The 21527-nt window shown below is 55.1% G+C and carries 19 protein-coding genes; 12 read left to right on the forward strand and 7 right to left on the reverse strand.

Annotated elements, in window-relative coordinates; translation table 11 throughout:
- Nucleotides 1–260 precede the first annotated feature (260 nt).
- Complete coding sequence (locus C7476_RS04995) at nucleotides 261–2183, forward strand: L,D-transpeptidase family protein (RefSeq protein ID WP_114429032.1); 1923 nt, start codon at nucleotides 261–263, stop codon at nucleotides 2181–2183.
- A gap of 11 nt (nucleotides 2184–2194) precedes the next feature.
- Here C7476_RS04995 and C7476_RS05000 read toward each other — a convergent pair whose 3' ends face one another.
- The 6 genes from C7476_RS05000 to C7476_RS05025 all read right to left on the reverse strand — a co-directional run bounded on the left by C7476_RS05000 (nucleotide 2195) and on the right by C7476_RS05025 (nucleotide 7699).
- Nucleotides 2195–2932 carry a proteasome-type protease gene (locus C7476_RS05000; protein WP_112528526.1) on the reverse strand — a complete coding sequence of 246 codons (738 nt, stop codon included), beginning with the start codon at nucleotides 2930–2932 and terminating at the stop codon, nucleotides 2195–2197.
- 30 nt (nucleotides 2933–2962) lie between these two features.
- Entirely contained in the window at nucleotides 2963–3760 is a 798-nt protein-coding gene (locus tag C7476_RS05005) for a transglutaminase family protein (protein WP_114429033.1), read from the reverse strand.
- Nucleotides 3761–3765: 5 nt separating this feature from the next.
- Nucleotides 3766–4707 (reverse strand): alpha-E domain-containing protein, encoded by a 942-nt coding sequence (locus C7476_RS05010; protein ID WP_114428794.1) that lies wholly within the window; start codon nucleotides 4705–4707, stop codon nucleotides 3766–3768.
- Between the two features lie 68 nt (nucleotides 4708–4775).
- Entirely contained in the window at nucleotides 4776–6188 is a 1413-nt protein-coding gene (locus C7476_RS05015) for a circularly permuted type 2 ATP-grasp protein (RefSeq protein WP_114428795.1), read from the reverse strand.
- 220 nt (nucleotides 6189–6408) lie between these two features.
- Nucleotides 6409–6861, reverse strand: coding sequence for a BA14K family protein (locus tag C7476_RS05020; protein ID WP_114428796.1), 453 nt, complete (start codon nucleotides 6859–6861; stop codon nucleotides 6409–6411).
- Between the two features lie 154 nt (nucleotides 6862–7015).
- On the reverse strand, nucleotides 7016–7699 hold the full coding sequence (locus C7476_RS05025) for an HAD family hydrolase (protein ID WP_114428797.1): 684 nt from the start codon (nucleotides 7697–7699) through the stop codon (nucleotides 7016–7018).
- Nucleotides 7700–7899: 200 nt separating this feature from the next.
- Here C7476_RS05025 and rpiA point away from each other — a divergent pair, with 200 nt between their 5' ends.
- From rpiA to gltX, 11 genes are all read left to right on the forward strand, one after another.
- Nucleotides 7900–8604: a ribose-5-phosphate isomerase RpiA gene (gene rpiA, locus C7476_RS05030; RefSeq protein WP_114428798.1), complete on the forward strand. Its 705-nt coding sequence runs from the start codon at nucleotides 7900–7902 to the stop codon at nucleotides 8602–8604.
- 105 nt (nucleotides 8605–8709) lie between these two features.
- Nucleotides 8710–9288: a DUF2059 domain-containing protein gene (locus tag C7476_RS05035; RefSeq protein WP_114428799.1), complete on the forward strand. Its 579-nt coding sequence runs from the start codon at nucleotides 8710–8712 to the stop codon at nucleotides 9286–9288.
- 116 nt (nucleotides 9289–9404) lie between these two features.
- Nucleotides 9405–10799 (forward strand): glutathione-disulfide reductase, encoded by a 1395-nt coding sequence (gene gor / locus C7476_RS05040; RefSeq protein WP_114428800.1) that lies wholly within the window; start codon nucleotides 9405–9407, stop codon nucleotides 10797–10799.
- On the forward strand, nucleotides 10789–11445 hold the full coding sequence (locus tag C7476_RS05045; protein WP_114428801.1) for a gamma-glutamylcyclotransferase family protein: 657 nt from the start codon (nucleotides 10789–10791) through the stop codon (nucleotides 11443–11445). The genes gor and C7476_RS05045 overlap by 11 nt, the downstream gene beginning before the upstream one ends.
- Before the next feature lie 184 nt (nucleotides 11446–11629).
- The gene (locus C7476_RS05050; RefSeq protein ID WP_114428802.1) at nucleotides 11630–13009 is read left to right on the forward strand and encodes a class II 3-deoxy-7-phosphoheptulonate synthase; all 1380 of its coding nucleotides are present in this window, start codon (nucleotides 11630–11632) and stop codon (nucleotides 13007–13009) included.
- Nucleotides 13010–13119: 110 nt separating this feature from the next.
- Nucleotides 13120–14295 (forward strand): Na+/H+ antiporter NhaA, encoded by a 1176-nt coding sequence (nhaA, locus tag C7476_RS05055; RefSeq protein ID WP_114428803.1) that lies wholly within the window; start codon nucleotides 13120–13122, stop codon nucleotides 14293–14295.
- A 172-nt stretch (nucleotides 14296–14467) separates the two neighbouring features.
- Entirely contained in the window at nucleotides 14468–14896 is a 429-nt protein-coding gene (locus C7476_RS05060; protein ID WP_114428804.1) for a GFA family protein, read from the forward strand.
- A gap of 51 nt (nucleotides 14897–14947) precedes the next feature.
- On the forward strand, nucleotides 14948–15298 hold the full coding sequence (locus C7476_RS05065; RefSeq protein ID WP_114428805.1) for a diacylglycerol kinase: 351 nt from the start codon (nucleotides 14948–14950) through the stop codon (nucleotides 15296–15298).
- Between the two features lie 53 nt (nucleotides 15299–15351).
- Complete coding sequence (locus tag C7476_RS05070; protein ID WP_114429034.1) at nucleotides 15352–17028, forward strand: NAD+ synthase; 1677 nt, start codon at nucleotides 15352–15354, stop codon at nucleotides 17026–17028.
- Nucleotides 17029–17388: 360 nt separating this feature from the next.
- A complete protein-coding gene (locus tag C7476_RS05075) occupies nucleotides 17389–19203 on the forward strand; it encodes an ABC transporter ATP-binding protein (protein ID WP_114428806.1) in 1815 nt (604 codons plus the stop codon).
- 65 nt (nucleotides 19204–19268) lie between these two features.
- Nucleotides 19269–20642: a glutamate--tRNA ligase gene (gene gltX / locus C7476_RS05080; protein ID WP_114428807.1), complete on the forward strand. Its 1374-nt coding sequence runs from the start codon at nucleotides 19269–19271 to the stop codon at nucleotides 20640–20642.
- Here the strand turns inward: gltX and C7476_RS05085 are convergent.
- On the reverse strand, nucleotides 20560–21501 hold the full coding sequence (locus tag C7476_RS05085; protein WP_181872348.1) for a DUF2865 domain-containing protein: 942 nt from the start codon (nucleotides 21499–21501) through the stop codon (nucleotides 20560–20562). The two genes, gltX and C7476_RS05085, sit on opposite strands and share 83 nt — an antisense overlap.
- Nucleotides 21502–21527: the final 26 nt, after the last annotated feature.

A 21527-nucleotide genomic window follows, 5' to 3' on the forward strand; every position in this document is an offset into this window, starting at 1 on the left:
CTTCTGGAATATTATTACGATTTTTGGGAATGAACTGGATTGCTCAACTATTTGTGTGATGAATTAACATGAAAGTGTGGGTGAATTGGGATAAATGTGTCAAAACCAGCACACAGCTTAAAATTGTGCCGCGGCGAGTTAATATTTGGGGGCGGGGCATTGTTAAAAGATTCTAAATACGATGCGGTCAAACTGGCTACACACCTCATCAATGGCTCATGTTCATCCGTGGGCAACACAGTTCCAGCTGGGCACGCATCATGAATTCCCGTTCCAAAAAAAATGCAATCTTTCTGGCCGCGATGTTATCGGCCACGGTCGTCCCAATGGCGCCGGCATCAGCAGCCAATAACCTGATGGAACTGCTGTTCGGCAATCGCCGCGCCGAGTCGCGTCCTGTCGACCAAACACATCAGGTCCATCCTGGCAGGCTGCAGGATGCGAGCGTGCGGCGTCCGAACGCCCCTATCAAGCGCGTGGTCGTCACAGCGCCGACAAACTATGACTACAAGCCCGAAGGCTTGGTTCAGATCGATTTTTCGAAAGTGGATACACAAATCACGGCTTCAGCCGATCATGGCACGGATATCTCGCCATCAATGGCGATGGATGAGTTCGGTCTGAAGATCGACCATCTGAAGGCTGCTCATGTTCTTGCGGAAAAGGAGATATCTGACGCGATTGTCTCATATTATGCCACGAAACAGCGCCCAATCTGGACGGCTTCTTATGATGTGACACGACAGGCGAAGGCGGTCGTGGCGCTTTTTGCAAAGGCTTCAGATGATGGTCTCGATCCACAAGATTACGCAGTTGCGGTCCCGAGTGACGATTACGACCGTGCCAACATACCAGCGCGATTGAAGGAGCTTGCAGATTTCGAGTTGTCGATGTCGGCACGAGCGCTGCGCTACGCCATGGATCAGGGTGAGGGTCGCATCAACCCAAACCGCCTCAGCGGGTTCCATGACTTTGCTACGGGCCGTGTCAAGCCGCGCGAAGTGATCGAACAGCTCGCTTCGTCGAACGATCCCGCTGCGACGCTTGTTGCTTTCGAACCGCAGAATAAATGGTATGCCGAGCTCAAACAAAATCTGCACGAGCTCGGTGATACCAATGAGCCGACTGTGAGCATTGCTCCCGCCACAATGATTCGTCCGGGCGACACAAGCCCTGAACTCCGCAATGTCGTAGCGCTGATCCGGGCAAAAGCGCCGCAGGACTATTTGGCAACGCACAAGATTGTGCTGGCCGCCCACGAAAACAGCTATGTCTATGACGAGAGTCTCGTCGAAGCCATAAAGGATTTCCAGACCACACAAGGGCGCAAGGCCGACGGTATAATCGGCAGCAGCACCATCAAGTCGCTTCAAACTGAAACAACTCTGTCCAAACGGAACCGTATTCTTTATTCCATGGAGCGGCTGCGCTGGCTGCCGCATGATTTCGGCAAGCGCTATGTTTTTATAAATCAGCCTGCCTACCGGGCCCAGTACTTCGATGACAACACAGAAAAACTGGCGATGAACATCGTGGTTGGATCACCCACGAACCAGACCTATTTCTTCGATGATACGATCGAGACTGTTGTCTTCAATCCATCCTGGGGGGTGCCGCGTTCGATCATTCTCAACGAGATGATGCCGAAAATACTCAGCAATCCGTCCTATCTCGAAAATAGTGGATACGAGGTCTATGACAAGTCGGGTCGCGTGGTTCCGTCGAGCTCGATCAATTGGTATCAGGTTGCTTCAAATGGCGGGGGCGTTGGCATTCGCCAGAAGCCGAGCCTGGACAATGCTCTCGGGGAACTGAAGATACTCTTCCCGAATAGTCACGACATCTACATGCATGACACGCCGGCCAAATCATATTTCAAGCGGGACATGCGGGCATTAAGCCATGGCTGTATCCGCCTGGAGCGCCCACGTGACATGGCCGCGGCGGTGCTCGGCGTTCCGGTCGAAGATCTGAAACAGTACTTCGGCAAAAACGAACGCAGCGTCAAGGTAAAGGACCAGTTGCCGGTCTACGTGTCCTATTTCACTGCGTGGCCAGACGCGACGACGGGCGAGATCAAGTATTACGACGACGTCTATGAGCGCGACGCTTATCTCGAAAAGGCTTTCGTCAAGACGCGGGCAATGCGACAGGCAACAAGCGTCCAGACTGCGAAACTATAAAGGCAGCGCCCCTAGTCGTTTTTGATTTCGAAAGGTGGCAGGCTTTGGAATGCAAGTTTCAAGGCCTGTGACCAACCATCTGAAATCATTTCATAATAAGGATCATGGCGTTCGATGCGTTTTTCGAAACCAAGCTTGAGACTGTCCGACTCGTAGAACTGTAAGTCCAGCGGCAGGCCGACTGACAGATTGGACTTCAACGTCGAATCGAAAGAAACCAGCAACAGCTTGGTCGCTTCCTCGAAAGTCAGCGCGGGGTCGTAGGACCGCACAATAATCGGCTTTCCGTATTTGTGCTCACCGATTTGGAAGAAGGGTGTGTCCGGCGTCGCTTCAATGAAATTCCCCTCAGGATAAATCAGGAAAAGCCGCGGATCGCCGCCTTTGATCTGACCTCCAAGGATAATCGAGGCGCCGAATGAATCGGCGCGCTGCCCGCCGGAATCCACCTCGTCGATGACATGTCGTATTGTATCGCCAACAAGCCTTGCCGTCTGGAACATCGATGGCATTTCGTAGATCGATGGCGACCGTTCGGACGGCTCCTTGGTGCGTTCATTCAGGATGCTGATGACCGCTTGGGTCGTTGCCAGGTTACCAGAAGAAACCAGCGTGATAACGCGGTCGCCCGTCTTGGCCCACGTATACATTTTCTTGAATGTGGAGATATTGTCGACACCAGCATTTGTTCTGGTGTCAGACATGAACACAAGGCCGCGGTCCAGTTTGAGCCCCACGCAGTAAGTCATAGCGAATCCCGAATCCCGATAGCAGAGCGATTACTGCTCTACATTGACCTCTACGGCAAGCGATTCAATGCCCGGTCCAAAGCGGATACCGGAAACTGGTGCCGCTTCGCGGTAGTCGAGGCCACAAGCCAGACGCACATAGGTTTCATCCGGACATATATCGTTGGCCGCGTCGAACCCCACCCAGCCCAGTCCTTCTATATGTGCCTCTGCCCACGCGTGGCTTGCCGTCTGTTCAATCGTGTTGTTCAGCATGAGATAGCCGGACACGTAACGGGCGGGAATGTTGAGCAAGCGTGCGGTAGAAATGAAAACATGGGTATGGTCCTGGCAGACGCCTTTGCCGTTGAGAAACGCTTCCTCGGCCGTCGTGCTGATGTTGGTAGTGCCTGGTGTGTAGACCATTTTCTGATGCAATAGTGCCATCAGTTCGTGCATGATTGCCAGTTTGTCGGTCTTGGCCGGCAAGCTTGCTGCCAATTCGCGGATCGAGTCGCCCGGTTTGGTCAGGTCCGTTTCACGCTCGTAGAGCCATATCGGCATGAAATTATAGACCTTGCCGAGAACGCCTGTGCGATCCTCGGTTTCGACGTGGCCTTCAGCGCGTATCACCAGTTCCTCGATGTCGCGATCAAGCCGTATCAGCATGGTGCGATTGCCATAGCCGTCGCGGTAGTTCGCTTCCTGCGTCGCGCCCTCCACATTGAGCGCCCAATCGATGACTTTTTGGCCCGGGCTGCTCTGTGGATGCATCCGCAATCGCAGCACCGAATAATGAACCGGAGCGTCGTAACGATAGCGGGAGTTGTGCTGGATATTCAAAAGCATGATCTTCAATCAAAATTGTATGCGTGAGCAATCTTGCTGCTCAAGCTGTTCGTTTGATAAATGAGATCGCTCAGGAATTCGTGTAGTCCATTGTCAAAAATGGTGCGGATCTCATTGTGCTCTAGCCGGGTCATAATACCCTCGGACATGTCATGGCATTCGTGCCGCTTGCCGTAGTCGAGGGCAAGGTATTTCAGATTATCGACGATATTGGAGTAGCAGAAATTCAGGGACCGGGGCATCCTTGAATTCAAGATCAGATAATCCGCAATGTTCACGGGATTGTATTCGACATCATAGACCCAGCGATAAGAGCGGTGTGCGGAGACGGACCGCAGGATAGATTCCCATTGGAAGTTGTCGAGGGTGGTCCCAACATATGAAATCGAGGGAAGCAGCACGTAATATTTAACGTCGAGAATGCGCGCGGTGTTATCCGCCCGCTCGATGAAAGTGCCAATGCGTGCGAAATTGAAAATCTCGTTGCGCAGCATCGTTCCATGAAAAGCACCGCGGATAATCGCCGTTTCGCGCTTGATCTGATCGAGAACACGCGGGAGGTCGGTTTCGGGGATATTCGATGCCAGTGTCGATTTGAGCACCATCCAGGTCTCGTTGACGCTTTCCCAGGCCTCACGCGTTAGCGCAGTGCGCACCATGCGTGCATTGGATCGCGCGGTTTCAACACAAGCCATGACGCTCGAGGGATTACTCAGATCACGCAACAGGAAATCGGAGACCAGGCTGGCATTATACTCCTTATATTTGCTGTCATAGCCGATCTTCACTCCCGCACTCATCAATACGGAGGACCATTCCTCGGGCGCGTCGGACGTTTTCGTCAGTGCCATTCGCAGTCCGGCATCGATGAGCCGTGCCATATTCTCTGCCCGCTCAATATAACGGAACATCCAGTAGAGACCATTTGCGGTGCGGCCAAGAAGCATTTTCTAGTCGTATCCTTTTTGTAGTTCCGGAACCGTCTTGAGCGATTCTTATTCCCCTCAGAACAAGTCTAGTCGTCCAGCACCCAGGTATCCTTCGTACCTCCACCTTGACTGGAATTGACCACGAGCGAGCCCTCTTTCAATGCGACACGCGTCAAACCGCCAGGTGTGATGCGTATGCGGTCAGATACGAGCACGAAGGGTCGCAAATCCACGTGGCGCGGCGCCAAACCTTTTTCGGTCATGATCGGCGTTGTCGAAAGCGCAAGCGTTGGTTGTGCGATGTAGTTTTTCGGATTGGCCTTCAGTTTAAGAGCGAAGGCCTCGCATTCCTTCTTGGAAGCCGCCGGACCGACGAGCATCCCGTATCCGCCGGAGCCGTGAACTTCCTTGACCACGAGATCAGAGAGGTTTTCGAGCACATACTTGAGCGTGTCCGGTTCCGAGCAGCGATGCGTCGGTACATTTTCCAAAATCGCCTTGCGTCCTGTGTAGAATTCAACGATCTCCGGCATATAGGAGTAGAGCGCCTTGTCGTCGGCAATCCCCGTGCCGGGCGCGTTGGCAATCGTGATGTTCCCCGAACGATAGACATCCATGATTCCGGCAACGCCGAGAGCTGAATCGCGGCGGAAGGTGAGGGGATCGAGGAATGAATCGTCAACCCGCCTGTAAAGAACATCTATGGCGCGGTTGCCTTCTGTCGTCCGCATGACGACCTTGCCATTCTCAATCTTGAGGTCGCTCCCCTCGACGAGTTCGACACCCATCTGATCGGCGAGAAAGGCGTGTTCGAAGTAGGCGGAGTTGTAGATGCCTGGCGTCAGAACCGCGATGGTGGGCGTATCCTTGCAGCCGGGCGGAGCAACCGCCGCCAACGATTGCCGTAGCAGCTTGGGGTATGTCTCGACGGGACGCACCTTGATCTGCTGGAACAGCTCTGGAAACAGCTGCATCATCGTTTCGCGGTTTTCCAGCATGTATGAAACGCCGGAAGGTGTGCGCGCATTGTCTTCCAGAACATAAAATTGGTTCTCTTCTGTCCTGACGATGTCGACGCCGATGATATGCGTGTAGACGTTTCCCGGTGGCCTAAACCCCACCATTTCCGGCAGATAGGCATCATTGTGGGTGAAAAGTTCGCGTGGAATGCGGCCAGCGCGGATAATCTCCTGGCGGTGATAGATATCATCAAGAAACGCGTTGAGCGCCATGACGCGCTGCTCGATGCCCTGTGACAGCCGGCGCCATTCATTGCCGGTGATAATGCGGGGAATGATATCGAATGGGATAAGGCGTTCGGCAGCTTCCTCGTCGCCATAGACCGCAAATGTAATCCCGGTCTTGCGAAAAACGTTCTCGGCATCAAGCGACTTTTGAGCCAACCGCTCGGGATTCTGCGTATCAAGCCAGCATTTTAGCTGTTCATATGGCGGGCGCACTTCTCCGCCTGTTTTGATCATCTCATCAAATGGCTTCACTCAAACCCCCTTCATGTAAGCGTATTCAAGCGGGTTCGGCGGAAAATGCAAGCACATTCCAATGTTGAGGAATGACTCCGGAAGCACGGCTCAAAAATTAGGCAACTACAGTGCGATAGAGGCAGGCGCAATGCGCTTTTCGTCTAATACGTGAGCTGGTATTCAAAACAAAGGGCCCGTCTACCACTGGTAAACGGGCCCTGGAATCATATCGTCAGGTTTAGTATGGCGATACGCATTGGCGACGTGGGCCGTAGTTGGGCTGATATGTATTGTCATAGGCCCTGTATGACCGATAGCGGTTGTAGCACCACTGCGTGTGCGCACTGCCGGCACGATAGACCGGACGAGGAGCGAGGGCGCTACCCACTATAACACCGGTACCAAAGGCAGCCAGGGGGAACCAGGCGCCGTTGTAGTAGCGATAGCCCGGACGATAGTAATTGTATCCGCGGTATCCTCCATACCGATACCGGTCGCCACGATAGTAGCGACCTCCACGATAGTAGCGATTGCCGTTCCAGTTTCGGCCGCCGCGATAATGCCGTCGGTATTGCACCTGCTCGATGTTGGCGCTCGTGGTTTCGATACTCAGCGGCGCAAGCGGCGCCGAAAATGCGGGTATCGGACCGACCGAGGTCAGTCCCGCCGACATCGCAAGTGCGGCAAGCATTGAAGTTAGTTTCCTCAATTTTTCCTCCTGAAATCCCGGGACTGCGCCCGTTTCAATGTAAGAGCAAAAAAAAATCGGATGGAAGGCTAATCCTCAGCCCGACATCTGTAACTGGTTAACGTTCGGATAAAAAAATCGTTCCAATTCAGTCGGTTCAAGCGTTAACTGCACCTATCAAATCGTCTGCAAGCTTTACCTTCAACTCACGATAGTGTGAGATGATCCTGCTCGGTTCATAGGTTGCAACCGGTAGATCGGAGTAGCCGAAATCCACCGCGATTACAGGAATCCCCGCGGCCTTTGCCGTGTTGATATCCGTTTGGCTGTCACCGATCATCACAGCGCGCTCGGGGTCGCCGCCAGCCTTGCGGATGGTTTCAACCAGATGGCGCGGGTCAGGCTTGCGGAAGGCAAACGTGTCGGAACCGCAAATCGCACTGAATCGCGATGATTGACCAAGACCCGCCAGGAGGTTGACGGACAGGCCTTCAAACTTGTTGGTGCACACCGCCAGCAGATAGCCGGCGCTCGACAAGTCTTCCATTGCCTGTTCGGCACCTTCATAGAGCGCCGAGTGGCCAGGCATATTGGCACCGTAATGTTCGATGAAGATACCGACCAGCCAGTCAAGTTGTTCTGGGCTCAGCAGCTTTTGCTGTGCTTCGAATGCTCGTTCAATCATCACCCGTCCGCCTTGTCCGACATAACGGCGCAGCGTGACCGGATCGACCTTTTGCAGGCCTGTTTCTCCAAGGCAATGGTTGAGACTATCGAGCAGGTCGGGGGCGGTATCCACCAGAGTTCCGTCAAGATCAAATACGACAATGGGTTTGGACATTTATGTTCCTGTGGCATCCGTAGCCGATGGCGAAAACAGCAATAGAATTGCTGGTTTCGAGAGGTGACCTTCCCACACTGAAGTATAAGGTGGGTTCAAAATCAAGCTACGAGCCTTGACCCGGTCGCCTGACGTGGTAGGGAGCAGCCAGTGTCGACTCAAAGAAACGGCAAGTCAAAGCTACAAGAGGGCGCACCATCATGGATGCCAAATCGCTGAAGATCAAAGCGGCTGCGGAGGCCCTGACCCACGTCAAGGATGGCATGCGCCTTGGAATCGGGACAGGCTCGACAGCCGAGGAGTTCGTGCGGCTCTTGGCGGAAAAGGTCGCATCTGGAATGAACGTCATTGGCGTACCTACATCGGAACGCACTGCGGCTCTCTGCCGCGAACTCGGCGTCACGCTGAGCACCCTGGAAGAAACGCCGCAGCTTGATCTTACGATCGACGGTGCTGACGAGGTCGACCCTGACCTCGTATTGATAAAAGGCGGCGGCGGTGCCTTGCTGCGGGAAAAGATCGTCGCGGCCACTTCGAGCGAAATGATCGTGATTGCAGACGAATCGAAGCTGGTGAATACGCTGGGCGCCTTTCCCTTGCCCATCGAAGTCAATCGTTTTGGGCTTGCGGCCACGAAACTCGCCATCGAGCGGGCTGCTGGCAAGCTTGGACTTGCAGGTCCTGTTACATTGAGGATGACTGGAGACGAAGCATTTGTTACAGACGGCGGGCATTTGATCCTGGATGCATCTTTTGGCCGCATTCCGGATACAAGAGCTCTATCGAACGCTCTGCACGCCATACCCGGCGTGGTCGAGCATGGACTTTTCCTGGGACTGGCGCGCGTGGCCATTTTGGCCGGTGCTGACGGTGTCAGAACACTGCGGAGCAGCCCGTCTGTTTAGAGGCACTTGAAGCAGACGCACTTTGAATCCTGCGCAAAGCCTTCTGAAAATCGAGGATGATTTTTGGGTTATGCGCGACAACGTCGAAAACGGAGCGATAAATTCATGAACCGAGCAACTGGCTTCCGCCGCTTGATTGCACCTTTGGCCGTCCTAATCATGCTTGGCGGTTTCAGCGCCGCTCAGGCGCAGGATACGAACACCAACAACAACATCACCCCGTCGCATCTGGCTGCCGCCCGGGCTGCTATTTCCGCAATCAAGGCAACGGACCAGTTCGACTCGATCCTGCCTGGTGTTGCGCAGCAGCTGAAGGGTGAATTGATCCAGAAGGATCCAAACCTTGAGTCTATCATCGGCGCAGCCGTCGATGAACAGGCGCTGGCGCTTGCAGCCCGTCGTGCGGATCTAGAAAATGAAGCCGCCCGCGCCTATGCAGTATCGTTCAGTGAAGAAGAACTGAACGCCATCACCGGTTTTTATAATTCCGAGGCTGGTAAGAAGCTGTTGTCCGAAGGTCCGATCGTTACGCGTGAAGTCATGAAGGCCGCCGGCATCTGGCAGCGCGGCATCGCACGCGATCTTGCCCAGGCGGTTGCGGAAAAGGTCGTTGCAGCAGCGGCTGCAACCGCTCCTGCCCAAGCGCCAGCGACTCCTGCACCAGCTCAACCAAAGCAGCCGTGAGGACGGGATCCAATTGATCGTATGCAAAGCCCGGCTGTTAGTCGGGCTTTGTTCTTTTAAGTGGCCAAGATACAACCCATATAAGCGCTGCTCATCAGATTCGGAGTTTTTGCACCATGCCAAGCTATGATTATGACCTTTTCGTCATTGGGGGAGGGTCGGGTGGTGTGCGCGCCGGAAGGATTGCTGGCGCCATGGGCAAGAAAGTCGGCCTCGCTGAAGAATATCGTATGGGCGGCACCTGCGTCATCCGTGGCTGCGTGCCGAAGAAGCTCTTTGTCTATGCGTCGCAGTTTTCCGAACATTTCGAGGCTGCGGCCGGCTATGGCTGGAGCGTTGGAGAAACCAGATTCGATTGGCCGACGCTGGTCGCGAACAAGGATCGGGAGATCGGGCGACTGGAGGGCCTTTACCGGCAGGGACTCGACAATTCGGACGTCGAGATTTTCGACAGCCGCGCGGTGCTTGTCGACGATCACACCATCGAAATTCTCAAGACTGGCAAGCGGGTGACGACCGACCAGATCCTTATCGCCACCGGCGGCCATCCAAACCCGCATCCGGCTTTACCGGGACACGAATTGTGCATCAGCTCCAATGAGACATTCCATCTCGAACAATTGCCAAAGGCCATCATTATCGAGGGCGGTGGCTACATCGCAGTTGAGTTCGCCAATATCTTCCATGGTCTCGGCGTCGAAACGACGTTGATCTACCGCGGCAAGGAAATCCTGTCGCGGTTTGACCACGATCTGCGGCAATTGCTGCACGCGGCTATGGTTGCCAAAGGTATCCACGTCCGTTGCGTGGAGGTCATCGAGGAAGTGAAGCGCCAGCATGATGGCAGGCTAGGTGTCCGCCTTTATTCGGGCGATGAACTTGTTGCGGATCAGGTCATGCTGGCCATTGGCCGGGCACCAAACACGAAATCGTTGGGCCTGGAAGAGGCGGGTGTCGAACTCGACGAACTTGGCGCAGTCAAGGTCGACGAGTATTCGCGTACGAGCAAGGCGAACATCTGGGCTGTAGGCGACGTCACCAATCGTGTTCAACTAACGCCGGTCGCCATTCACGAGGCCATGTGCTTTATCGAGACGGCGTTTAAAAACAATCCGACCAAACCTGACCATCGTCAGATCGCGACAGCGGTTTTCTCTCAACCCGAAATCGGTACCGTGGGATTGACTGAAGAAGAGGCAGCCAAGGAGTTCAGGGAGATCGAGGTGTACCGTGCTCTTTTCCGCCCGATGCGCAATACGCTATCCGGCGCCAAGGACAAAATGCTGACCAAGCTGATAGTCGATGCCGCCAGCAGGAAGGTCATCGGTGCGCATATCTTGGGCCCCGATGCGGGTGAAATGGCTCAACTTCTGGCCATTCCCATCAAGGCCGGCTGCACCAAGGATGATTTTGACCGCACAATGGCGGTGCATCCGACTGCTTCAGAAGAGCTGGTGACCATGTATAAACCAAGCTATAGATTGGTGAATGGCGAACGTGTTGACGGATGAAATTAACGTCCTTGCGAAGAGCGGCAAACTTGTCGCTTATTTCGGTTATGGCTCTCTGGTAAACCGCCATACTTTGCGAACCAATATCGTTTACGCCATGCCTGCAAAACTTCATGGCTGGCGGAGATTGTGGCGCGCAAGTCCTCGCGAAGCCGGACTTCACGCCGCTCTATTGTCTGTTCGTCGCGACGAAAATTCCAGCGTGGATGGTCTGCTTGTTTTCGATTATCTGGAAAACCTCGCAGCCGTCGATCTGCGCGAGGAAAATTACGATCGCCGCAGCGTCCTGCCTGAACAAATCGAGACTGCAATGCCTTTTCCCGATGGCATGCCAATATTCGTCTATGAGGCGCACCTATATGTACCAGTTCATCCGCAACCGCCGATGATCCTGCAATCCTATCTGGATGCAGTCATGCAGGGTTTTCTGGTCGAGCACGGTGAGGAAGGACTTCGTCGGTTCGTTCTCAAAACGGAATATTTCAACACACCGATTTACAGAGACCGCCCGTCGCCGACCTATCCGCGCGCCGTCAAGCTCAGCGACAGAGAAATAGACATGTTCGATAGGCTGCTGGAGGAAATCGGTGCGAATTTTACCGATCCGCAAGACATCGATGAAGCGGCCGCCGCGGACGTAAAGTAAGTCTCTCTGCTCATTTATAATGTCCAAATTAATCCGCCTGCGGCGCCATAGTGGGATCAGCCTCGCTAGCCGCCAACAGGACTGGTATATCCCACATAATTGGACTATATGAGCGCCTTCCGGTCTGGACCGGATAGTCTCAAACAATCGCTACCACTGTGGAAAGCAAGTAACAGGTGCAATAATGACCAAGAACTGGACACCGACTTCCTGGAGAGGCAAACCTATCAAGCAGGTGCCTTATTATCCGGACGCTCAGGCTGTGAGCGATGTCGAGGCCCGTCTTCGGACTTATCCGCCCTTGGTTTTTGCAGGTGAAGCACGCAAGCTCAAGAAGCAGCTTGCGGCTGTTTCCAGGGGTGAAAGCTTCCTGTTGCAGGGCGGCGATTGCGCCGAGAGCTTTGCCGAACATGGTGCGGATAATATTAGAGATTTCTTCCGCGTCTTCCTTCAGATGGCCGTCGTGCTGACCTTTGGTGCTTCTCAGCCCATCGTTAAGGTGGGCCGTATCGCTGGTCAGTTCGCCAAGCCTCGTACCTCCGACACCGAAACCAAAAACGGCATCGAGCTCCCGATCTATCGCGGCGATATCATCAATGGCACCGAGTTCACTGAACAGTCGCGCACGCCAGATCCGGCTCGCCAGGAAATGGCTTACCGCCAATCCGCTGCGACGCTTAATCTTTTGCGCGCTTTCGCCCAGGGTGGTTATGCCAATCTGGAGAACGTCAATCAGTGGATGATGGGTTTCGTTGCTGACAGCCCGCAAGGCGAGCGCTATGGCCAGCTGGCACGTCGCATCTCCGAGACCGTCGACTTCATGCGCGCTGTTGGCATTACCGCGGAAACAAATGCCCAGTTGCGCGAGACGGATTTCTATACAAGTCACGAAGCCCTGCTTCTTGGCTATGAGGAAGCACTGACCCGCGTCGATTCGACGTCTGGCGACTGGTATGCGACGTCCGGTCATATGATCTGGGTTGGCGACCGTACGCGTCAGGCGGATCATGCCCATGTGGAATACTGCCGTGGCATCAAGAACCCGCTTGGTCTGAAATGCGGTCCGTCACTGGAAGCTGATGATCTCCTGCGACTGATTGATCTGCTCAATCCTGCAAATGAGCCGGGCCGCCTTACATTGATCGCCCGCTTCGGCCATGACAAGGTTGCCGATCATCTGCCGAGGCTTATTCGTGCGGTGCAACAAGAGGGCCGTGAGGTCGTGTGGTCCTGTGATCCGATGCATGGCAACACCATCACTGCCAATGGCTACAAGACACGGCCATTCGATCGTATTCTGAAGGAAGTCGAGACCTTCTTTGGAGTGCATCACGCCGAAGGAACCTATCCGGGCGGTATCCACATCGAGATGACTGGCAATAACGTCACGGAATGCACCGGCGGCGCGCGGGCAGTTCTGGCGGAAGATCTGCAGGATCGCTACCACACCCATTGCGACCCGCGCCTCAATGCCGATCAGGCTCTGGAATTGGCGTTTCTAGTTGCGGAACTTCTGAAGAAAGAGCGCGACAGCCATCCACAGAAAATGGCCGTCAACGGTTAATCTTCAGGTATTCGTGAAATAGAAGGCGGTCCTTTGGGCCGCCTTTTTCAATTTCAATAATCAAAACGTTTTGGCTGGAGTTTTGCCGTTTGGGATTCTATCAAGGTCTCATGGATCCAAAACCCGTCCGCCGAATCCGCCTGTCAGCGTCTTTCCGTTCGTTCATTGAGAGTGAGGCCTCCGGCGGCATCATTCTGATGGCGGTCGCGGCGCTGGCCCTGATTGCCGCCAACTCTCCCTTGAGCGAATATTATTTCGGTCTGCTGAAGACTTATGTTGGCGGCCTGAGCATCCTTCATTGGGTGAACGATGCGCTTATGGCCGTGTTTTTCCTGCTGGTTGGCCTCGAAATCAAGCGGGAGATGATCAGCGGTCAACTGTCAAGCTGGTCGCGGCGCGCATTGCCAGGGTTTGCTGCTGTCGGTGGTATGGTCGTTCCCGCCCTGATTTTTCTTGCCTTTAACGAAGGTGAGACAGTTCGCGGTTGGGCCATCCCGACCGCCACCGATATCGCTTTTTCGCTGGGCGTTCTGTCGCTGCTCGGGTCGCGCGTTCCGTTGTCAGTGAAGGTCTTCCTGACGGCCCTTGCCATCATCGATGATCTAGGTGCGGTAATTATCATTGCCTTGTTTTATACGGAGGGGTTGAACATCCCTGCGTTGGCCGGTGTCGCCGCCGTGTTCACAATACTTATGTTGATGAACATGATGGGTATCATTAGGCTTTGGGCTTATCTCGTTCTCGGAGTGATCCTCTGGATCCTCGTCTTCAAATCGGGGATCCATGCGACGATTGCCGGTGTGCTGCTGGCCCTGGCTATCCCGATGGTCGGCGCGAAGGGCGAGGCCGATTCCCCGCTGGTTGAACTCGAGCATGCTATTCAGCCGTGGGTCGGCTTTCTGATCGTTCCAATCTTCGGTTTCGCCAACGCCGGCGTTTCCTTTGGCAACGTGTCGTTGTCGAACCTCGCCGATCCGGTTCCGCTCGGCGTCGCAGCTGGCCTGTTTGTCGGCAAGCAGATCGGCGTGTTCTCCTTTGCCTGGCTGGCGATCAAGCTTCGTCTGGCCGAACGGCCCGTCGGCACAAGCTGGCTGCAAATGTATGGTGTCGCTACGCTTTGTGGGATCGGCTTCACCATGAGCCTGTTCATCGGCCTGCTTGCCTTTGCGAATTCCCCATTGTTGCAGGATGAAACCAAGCTCGGCGTTCTGCTCGGCTCGTTGCTGTCAGCGGTCTTCGGGGCTTTCCTGCTCACTCTGTCTTCGAAGCGTCCGGCAAAGACGTGAAAAAATATTGCTGCGTGGTTCGACAAGCTCACCATGAGGGAAGTGGGTGGACTGCAAGCCAATCACAAGCCTTGCAGAACTTGACTGCCTGCAATCAGCCTACCTCCCTCATGGTGAGCTTGTCGAACCACGTAAAGCAGCAATGCAACTTTCAGTACGAGGGAGAAACATTTTGACCCAATTGCATCGGGGTTCATGCCTGTGCGGAAGAGTACATTTCGAAACGCGCGGCAAGCTGCGCGGTATCGTTTATTGCCATTGCTCGCAATGCCGCAAACAGTCGGGCCATTTTTACGCTGCGACGAACGTGCAAGACGATTCGATCGACATTTCCGGCGAAGAAAATATCAGCTGGTATGAGGCAAGTGAATTTGCCCGCCGTGGCTTTTGCAAGAATTGCGGCTCAGTGCTCTTCTGGAAGCACAAAGATCTCGACTATATTTCCGTCATGGCAGGATCTTTCGATCAGCCGTCCGGCCTGCAGGGAGAAAGTCATATCTTTGTCGAGGACAAGGGCGACTATTACCGGATTGACGATGACTTGCCCAAGTACGCAAAGAGTGGTGGGGGAGTCGTTGTAGCGGCCGATGGACAGGATTGACGCGAGCCGTTCTCGCTTTATAGCTGCTTTTGTGAAAATACGGGAGCGGGCATGCAGCGTTTGGTACTCGCATTCATAAATTCCATGCGTGCGCTGAAGCATCTGGCGCAGCATGAAAAGGCAGTTCAGCAGGAACTCATGCTGTTCATCCTCGCCATTCCCGTTGCGGCACTCATTGCGCCGACCGGGCTTTCGTTCCTGCTTCTTACGGGATCAGTACTGTTTCTCATCATGATCGAAGTACTCAATACCGGTATCGAGGCAACCTGTGATGCGGTTTCACTGGATTTTCATCGTGAGATCCAGATCGCTAAGGATTGCGGATCGCTTGCGGTGCTGATCTCGGTTATCCTCGTCGCAACTGTCTGGGTCTACACCGTGTGGAGCGTGTTTTTTTTCTGATCGCTGCTTGACCAAACATTGTTTTTCCACCAACGAAACGATATATGTTCAATATGAGCAAAAATCCCGACATTCTCCGTATCGCCATCGCTCAGCTCGATCCAGTGCTGGGCGATATCAGGGGCAATCTGGCAAAGGCTCGCGAGGCTCGCGCTGACGCTGCACGTCAGGGTGCCGATCTGGTGTTATACACCGAGCTTTTCATTTCCGGTTATCCGCCGGAGGATCTGGTATTGAAACGCGCTTTCATGGACGCTTGCGAGAAAGCAGTTCAGGAATTTGCTTTGGATACTGCGGATGGCGGGCCTGGCGTCATTGTCGGCACACCTCTGAAGCGTGAGTCCGGCCTGCACAACTCGGTCATGGTCTTGGATGGTGGCAAGGTGATTGCCGAACGTTTCAAGGTCGATCTACCGAATTACGGCGAGTTCGATGAAAAGCGTGTGTTCCAGGCCGGTCCGATGCCCGGTCCGGTAAATTTTCGCGGCGTTCGCATCGGTATTCCGATCTGCGAGGATATCTGGGGCGACCTTGGTGTCTGCGAGACATTGGCGGAAAGCGGCGCGGAAATTCTCTGCGTGCCGAATGGCTCTCCCTATTATCGCGGCAAGCTCGATGTGCGTTATCAAGTGGCGTTGCGGCAGGTGATTGAAACGGGTTTGCCGTTGATATTCGCCAATCAGCTTGGCGGACAGGATGACCTGATTTTCGACGGCGCTTCCTTCGCGTTCAATGGCGACAAAAACCTTGCCTTCCAGATGTCGCAGTTTGAGGAGCAGTTGATCGTCACGACATGGCGACGTGGCGCAGATGGCTGGACCTGTTCTGAAGGCCCGATGTCGCGAATCCCGGAAGGGGAGGAAGCGAATTACCGCGCCTGCATGCTCGGCCTGCGCGACTACGTCAATAAGAACGGCTTCAAGGACGTTGTGCTCGGACTGTCTGGTGGCATCGACTCGGCGATTTGCGCCGCGCTCGCGGTGGACGCGCTGGGCGAGGAACGTCTGCGTGCTGTCATGATGCCCTACACCTACACGTCAAGGGACTCGCTGAAGGACGCCGAGGACTGCGCCAAGTTGCTTGGCTGCCGCTATGATATCGTCCCGATCTTTGAGCCTGTCGAGGGCTTCCTCAAGGCGCTTGCACCCACTTTTGAGGGCACCAAGGAGGGCATAACCGAGGAGAACCTGCAAAGCCGTGCCCGCGGTACCATTCTAATGGCGATTTCCAACAAGTTCGGTTCCATGGTCGTCACCACGGGCAACAAGTCGGAAATGTCAGTTGGTTACGCCACGCTCTATGGCGACATGAATGGTGGCTACAATCCAATCAAGGACCTCTACAAGATGCAGGTCTATGCCATGTCGGAGTGGCGCAACAAAAACGTCCCGGCGGGTGGTCTTGGTCCATCAGGTGAGGTGATCCCCGTCAATATCATCAGCAAAGCGCCATCGGCAGAGCTGCGGGAAAACCAGACCGACCAGGATTCACTCCCGCCTTATCCGGTTCTCGACGATATCCTCGAATGCCTCGTTGAACACGAGATGGGCGTCGATGAAATCGTCGAACGCGGTCATGACCGTGCGACGGTCGAGCGTATCGAACACCTGCTCTACGTCGCCGAATACAAGCGCCGCCAGTCGGCCCCTGGCGTCAAGGTGACGAAGAAGAATTTCGGCCGTGATCGGCGCTATCCCATCACCAACCGGTTCCGGGATCGATCGCAGTAAACTGTTGCAATCTGGCCGCACCTAATTCTCGAAAACCGACCGCTGGAAAAAGACACTTGGCGGCGCAAAACGATTCAACTATAAGCCGACCTCCGGCAATAGCGACCGGGAGGTTCTCGAATGGCACCCATGTTTATGTCCCCGCGGGGCGGCGCTCGTTCCTGACATGTGATGACGAAAGGATTGTTTGCCTTTCGATTGACTTCACCGGTCAAGGTAACTCATCGCCGATAATGGCCTTTCCTGTATTCAGGCGAGTTGCCAGATCATTCATGCCGTACTGATTCTGTCTTCTTTTTCACGGCATTCTCGTTTGCATTTTCTATTGAGGCTGGTGCGCATTCGCATCGGACAATCGTCATGGCTTTATTTCGTAAAGACCTGCGCGGCGGCGCATTCCGCAGCGTTCTTGGATTCACCTGGTTACACTGGCAGCGACAGCCGGTGCGTATCGCCGTGATTGCGGGTGCAGTGTTGCTCTCGACACTGGCCGACGTGTTGACGCCGCTCTATTCGGGCCGACTGGTCGATGCTGTGGTCAACGGTCACGCCACCGAGGCAGTCGTCTGGAACGCAGCAATCGCTGCTTTCTCGGCACTTCTTGCCTTGTCACTCGGTGCAATCGTCTTGAGGCACATCACCTTCATGCAGATCGTTGATCTGACATTGAACATGATGACGGAAATTGCCTCCGGTGCGTTCTACCGCATCCAGCGTTTCTCGACCGAGTGGCATGCCAACAGCTTTGCCGGCTCGACCGTACGCAAGGTAACACGCGGCATGTGGGCGCTGGACTTGTTGAACGATACGCTGTTGCTGGCGCTGTTTCCGTCGGTGATCATGTTGATTGGTTCAACCGCGCTGATGGCTTGGTACTGGCCATTGATGGGTGTGATCATCGGCATCGGATCGTTCCTGTTCGTTGCAGTCACCGCATCGCTGTCGCTCGGTTACGTTGCACCCATGGCAAGCCTCGCCAACCGCTGGGATACCAAGCTCGGCGGTTCGCTCGCCGACGCCGTCAGTTGCAACATGGTGGTCAAGGGTTTCGGTGCGGAAAGCCGTGAAGATGCACGTCTGGCGAAAGTCCTGACCAAATGGCAGGACCGTACGGCGCGCACCTGGATTCGTGGTACCTGGAACGGCACGTCTCAAGGAACGATGCTGCTTGTGCTGCGGGCTGCGGTCATCGGTTTCGCATTGATCCTGTGGTCGAAGGGGCAGGCGAGTGCGGGTGATATCACCTTCGTGCTTACCTCATTCTTTATCCTGCAGGGCTATTTGCGGGAAGTTGGCATGCACATCCGCAATTTGCAGCGTTCTGTCAATGACATGGAGGAGCTTGTTGACATCCAGAGTCAGCCGCTTGGTATTGAAGACCGGCCCGGCGCGAAGCCGATCCGGATCAGCAATGGCAAGATCGAGTTTGACAATGTGACGTTCCACTATGGCGCACATCGCCTGCCGCTTTATGACCGGTTTTCGGTGACGATCCGGGCAGGCGAACGTGTCGGTCTGGTTGGTCATTCGGGTTCGGGCAAGACGACCTTCGTCAAGCTGATCCAGCGGTTGCATGATGTGAAGTCGGGCCGGATCCTGATCGATGGTCAGGATATTGCCGGGGTCACACAGGCTTCGCTGCGCCAGCAGATCGCTATCGTGCAACAGGAGCCAATCCTGTTTCACCGTTCGCTGGCGGAGAATATCGCCTATGCCCGGCCAGGTGCTTCCCAGTCGGAGATCGAAGAGGCTGCAAGGCAGGCCAGCGCGCATGACTTCATCACGGCGTTGCCGAAGGGGTACAGCACGCTGGTGGGCGAACGCGGCGTCAAGCTTTCAGGCGGCGAGCGCCAGAGAGTGGCCATTGCCCGGGCTTTCCTTGCGGATGCTCCGGTTCTCATTCTGGACGAGGCGACTTCCAGCCTCGATTCGGAATCCGAAGTGCTGATCCAGCAGGCGATGGAGCGGCTGATGCTGGGACGGACGACATTGGTGATCGCACACCGTCTGTCAACTGTGCGCTCGCTCGACCGGCTCCTGGTTTTCGAGCATGGCCGTATTGCCGAAGAGGGTAACCACGAGGCGTTGATCGGGCTCAATGGCGGCATTTATCGAGGCTTGTTCGAATTGCAGACGCTTGAGCTGACCAAGGGGCTTGTCTTGAGCGATGACTAAGATATGGGCCGCGCGCAAACGCGGCCCATATTGCCATTGCAGGCTCTATCCGATATGCCGCAAGCATGACCATTACCGTCCGTTTTGCACCATCTCCGACCGGCTATATTCACATTGGCAATACGCGTATTGCCTTGTTCAACTGGCTATTCGCCCACAAGAACAATGGCCAATTCATCCTGCGCTTTGACGATACGGATACTGTTCGTTCCAAGACGGAATATGCCGAGGCGACGATCGCGGACTTGGACTGGCTGGGTATCAAACCGGTGCGCGTCGAATACCAGTCGAAGCGTATCCCGATCTATGATGCTGCGGCCGAAAAGCTCAAGGCAGCGGGCCTGCTTTATCCCTGTTACGAGACTGCCGAGGAACTCGAACGCAAGCGCAAGCTGCGCCTGGCGCGGCGCCTCCCACCAATCTATGGGCGTGACGCCCTGAAGCTGACGCCAGCCGACAGGCAAAAGCTTGAGGCGGAAGGGCGCCGGCCGCATTGGCGCTTCCTGCTGCCAAACTTCAAGGACGATCCGTTTTCAGTAGCAAGGACTGAAGTTCACTGGAACGATCTTGTGCGAGACAGGGAAACGGTTGATCTTGCCTCGCTCTCCGATCCTGTTCTGGTCCGGGAAGATGGCACCTACCTCTACACGTTCACTTCGGTCGTTGACGACATCGACATGGACATCTCCCATATCATCCGCGGCAACGACCACATTACCAATAGTGGCGTGCAGATTTCGATCATCGAGGCTCTTGGTGCCAAGGTTCCCGAACTTGGTCACATCAATCTCCTGACAACGGCGTCGGGAGAGGGGATTTCCAAGCGCACCGGCGCGCTGTCTATCGGCAGTTTGCGGCGTGACGGCTATGAACCGATGGCTGTGGCCAGTCTTGCCGTGTTGATTGGAACGTCGGAAAATGTGACTGCCGTACCGGACATGGCCACGCTGGCCGATATTTTCGATCCGGCGGCAACCTCCAAATCGGCTTCGAAGTTCGATCCGGCTGAACTGGATGCGCTCAACCGCGCGCTGATCCACGCAATGCCCTATGCGCAAGCAAAGGATCGCCTCGTAGCACTTGGTATCGAGGGCAACCGGGCCGAAGAATTCTGGCTCGCAGTTCGGGGCAATCTTTCGCGCATTTCGGATGTGATCAGTTGGTGGACGATTATCAAGGACGGTCCCGCCACGGAGGAACAGCTTGCCGAAGAGGACCGCGAATTCGTTCGCACTGCTTTCGATCTTTTGCCGCCTGAACCCTGGAACCGCGAGACCTGGAAGCTGTGGACCGATGCGGTGAAAGCCCAGAGCGGACGCAAGGGCAAGCCGCTGTTCATGCCCCTACGTATCGCACTTACTGGGCTGTCTTCTGGTCCGGAGCTCGCAGATTTATTGCCCCTTCTTGGTCGGGAAGGAACGTTGGCCCGACGACCCTGACCTTGCGGTTCGGATCGATCGGCTTGTCGTCGGTAAGCGGCTGCGGCAGTGGTGTTTCTGTGGTCGTTGCGGGTTCACCCAGCTGAATAATCGACGAGGGATTTTCGGTCGATTGAGCTGCGGGCACTTTCGGCTCGACGGTTGTTTCAACAGGCTTCGCCGGTTCGACAACCTTGGCTGGTTCTCCGGGCTTTCCTATGGCCGGTGTTGCTGCCGCTGGATTGCCCAAGGTGGTGAAATTTCCGGCCGATCTCTGGCAGCCGCATTGCGGCGTTCCATTGGCTCCTACCTTCCTGAACTTGAAGGCATTCGGCATGTCCTTGTAATCTTCGCCGCTTAACGAGGTCATCCTTTCAGGATTTGGATTGTCTGTGGGCTGATAGTACAGCTTCGCGCCGGGACACTGGGACTGGCACTGCGCCTGATCGCGTGAGAAATTCTCCGCGCCGGTTTCATACGAGAGCGGGAAGTAGTAGCCGTCACATGCGCGCACGCAAAGTGTCTGGTACCGGCCGCCATAGACCGGCGCCGTACTCATCTCCGGCTCGACGGGTTCCTGCTCCTTACCCAGAACCTCATAAGACTGCGAGCCCGCCGTGCCCGGTTCCTGCTCATCATAGACGCGGTCGTCCACGGCAGAACAATTATTGGCATCGAGCGCGGCCTCGACGCGGTCACGCCGCAAACTGAGTTCGAAGTCATCGACATCGGCGTTGCGGTTGAGCTCGTCGAGCCGGTGCAGCATGCGCGCGCAAATATCTGAATTTGCATAAGAAAACTGCGTCGCCGCCAGGACGGCGGTCGCTGCTATAAAGGCGATCTGAAATGTCCGGTACATGCGGCGGCCCAAGATTGTCATGCGCATTCGAGGCGAGTGAATGCGCA

It is taken from the genome of Phyllobacterium bourgognense, from assembly GCF_003337575.1.
GTDB classification, from domain to species: Bacteria; Pseudomonadota; Alphaproteobacteria; order Rhizobiales; family Rhizobiaceae; genus Phyllobacterium; species Phyllobacterium bourgognense.

Excerpts from the sequence above, each read along its gene's own strand:
- C7476_RS05010 (WP_114428794.1), bottom strand. The coding sequence starts at position 4,707 with ATGCTTCTTGGCCGCACCGCAAATGGTCTCTACTGGATGTTCCGTTAT.
- C7476_RS05025 (WP_114428797.1), bottom strand. The coding sequence starts at position 7,699 with ATGTCCAAACCCATTGTCGTATTTGATCTTGACGGAACTCTGGTGGAT.
- C7476_RS05020 (WP_114428796.1), bottom strand. The coding sequence starts at position 6,861 with ATGCTTGCCGCACTTGCGATGTCGGCGGGACTGACCTCGGTCGGTCCG.
- C7476_RS05065 (WP_114428805.1), top strand. The coding sequence starts at position 14,948 with ATGCAGCGTTTGGTACTCGCATTCATAAATTCCATGCGTGCGCTGAAG.
- C7476_RS05070 (WP_114429034.1), top strand. The coding sequence starts at position 15,352 with ATGAGCAAAAATCCCGACATTCTCCGTATCGCCATCGCTCAGCTCGAT.
- C7476_RS05035 (WP_114428799.1), top strand. The coding sequence starts at position 8,710 with ATGAACCGAGCAACTGGCTTCCGCCGCTTGATTGCACCTTTGGCCGTC.
- C7476_RS05050 (WP_114428802.1), top strand. The coding sequence starts at position 11,630 with ATGACCAAGAACTGGACACCGACTTCCTGGAGAGGCAAACCTATCAAG.
- nhaA (WP_114428803.1), top strand. The coding sequence starts at position 13,120 with ATGGATCCAAAACCCGTCCGCCGAATCCGCCTGTCAGCGTCTTTCCGT.
- C7476_RS05075 (WP_114428806.1), top strand. The coding sequence starts at position 17,389 with ATGGCTTTATTTCGTAAAGACCTGCGCGGCGGCGCATTCCGCAGCGTT.
- C7476_RS05085 (WP_181872348.1), bottom strand. The coding sequence starts at position 21,501 with ATGACAATCTTGGGCCGCCGCATGTACCGGACATTTCAGATCGCCTTT.
- gor (WP_114428800.1), top strand. The coding sequence starts at position 9,405 with ATGCCAAGCTATGATTATGACCTTTTCGTCATTGGGGGAGGGTCGGGT.
- gltX (WP_114428807.1), top strand. The coding sequence starts at position 19,269 with ATGACCATTACCGTCCGTTTTGCACCATCTCCGACCGGCTATATTCAC.
- C7476_RS05000 (WP_112528526.1), bottom strand. The coding sequence starts at position 2,932 with ATGACTTACTGCGTGGGGCTCAAACTGGACCGCGGCCTTGTGTTCATG.
- C7476_RS04995 (WP_114429032.1), top strand. The coding sequence starts at position 261 with ATGAATTCCCGTTCCAAAAAAAATGCAATCTTTCTGGCCGCGATGTTA.
- rpiA (WP_114428798.1), top strand. The coding sequence starts at position 7,900 with ATGGATGCCAAATCGCTGAAGATCAAAGCGGCTGCGGAGGCCCTGACC.
- C7476_RS05005 (WP_114429033.1), bottom strand. The coding sequence starts at position 3,760 with ATGCTTTTGAATATCCAGCACAACTCCCGCTATCGTTACGACGCTCCG.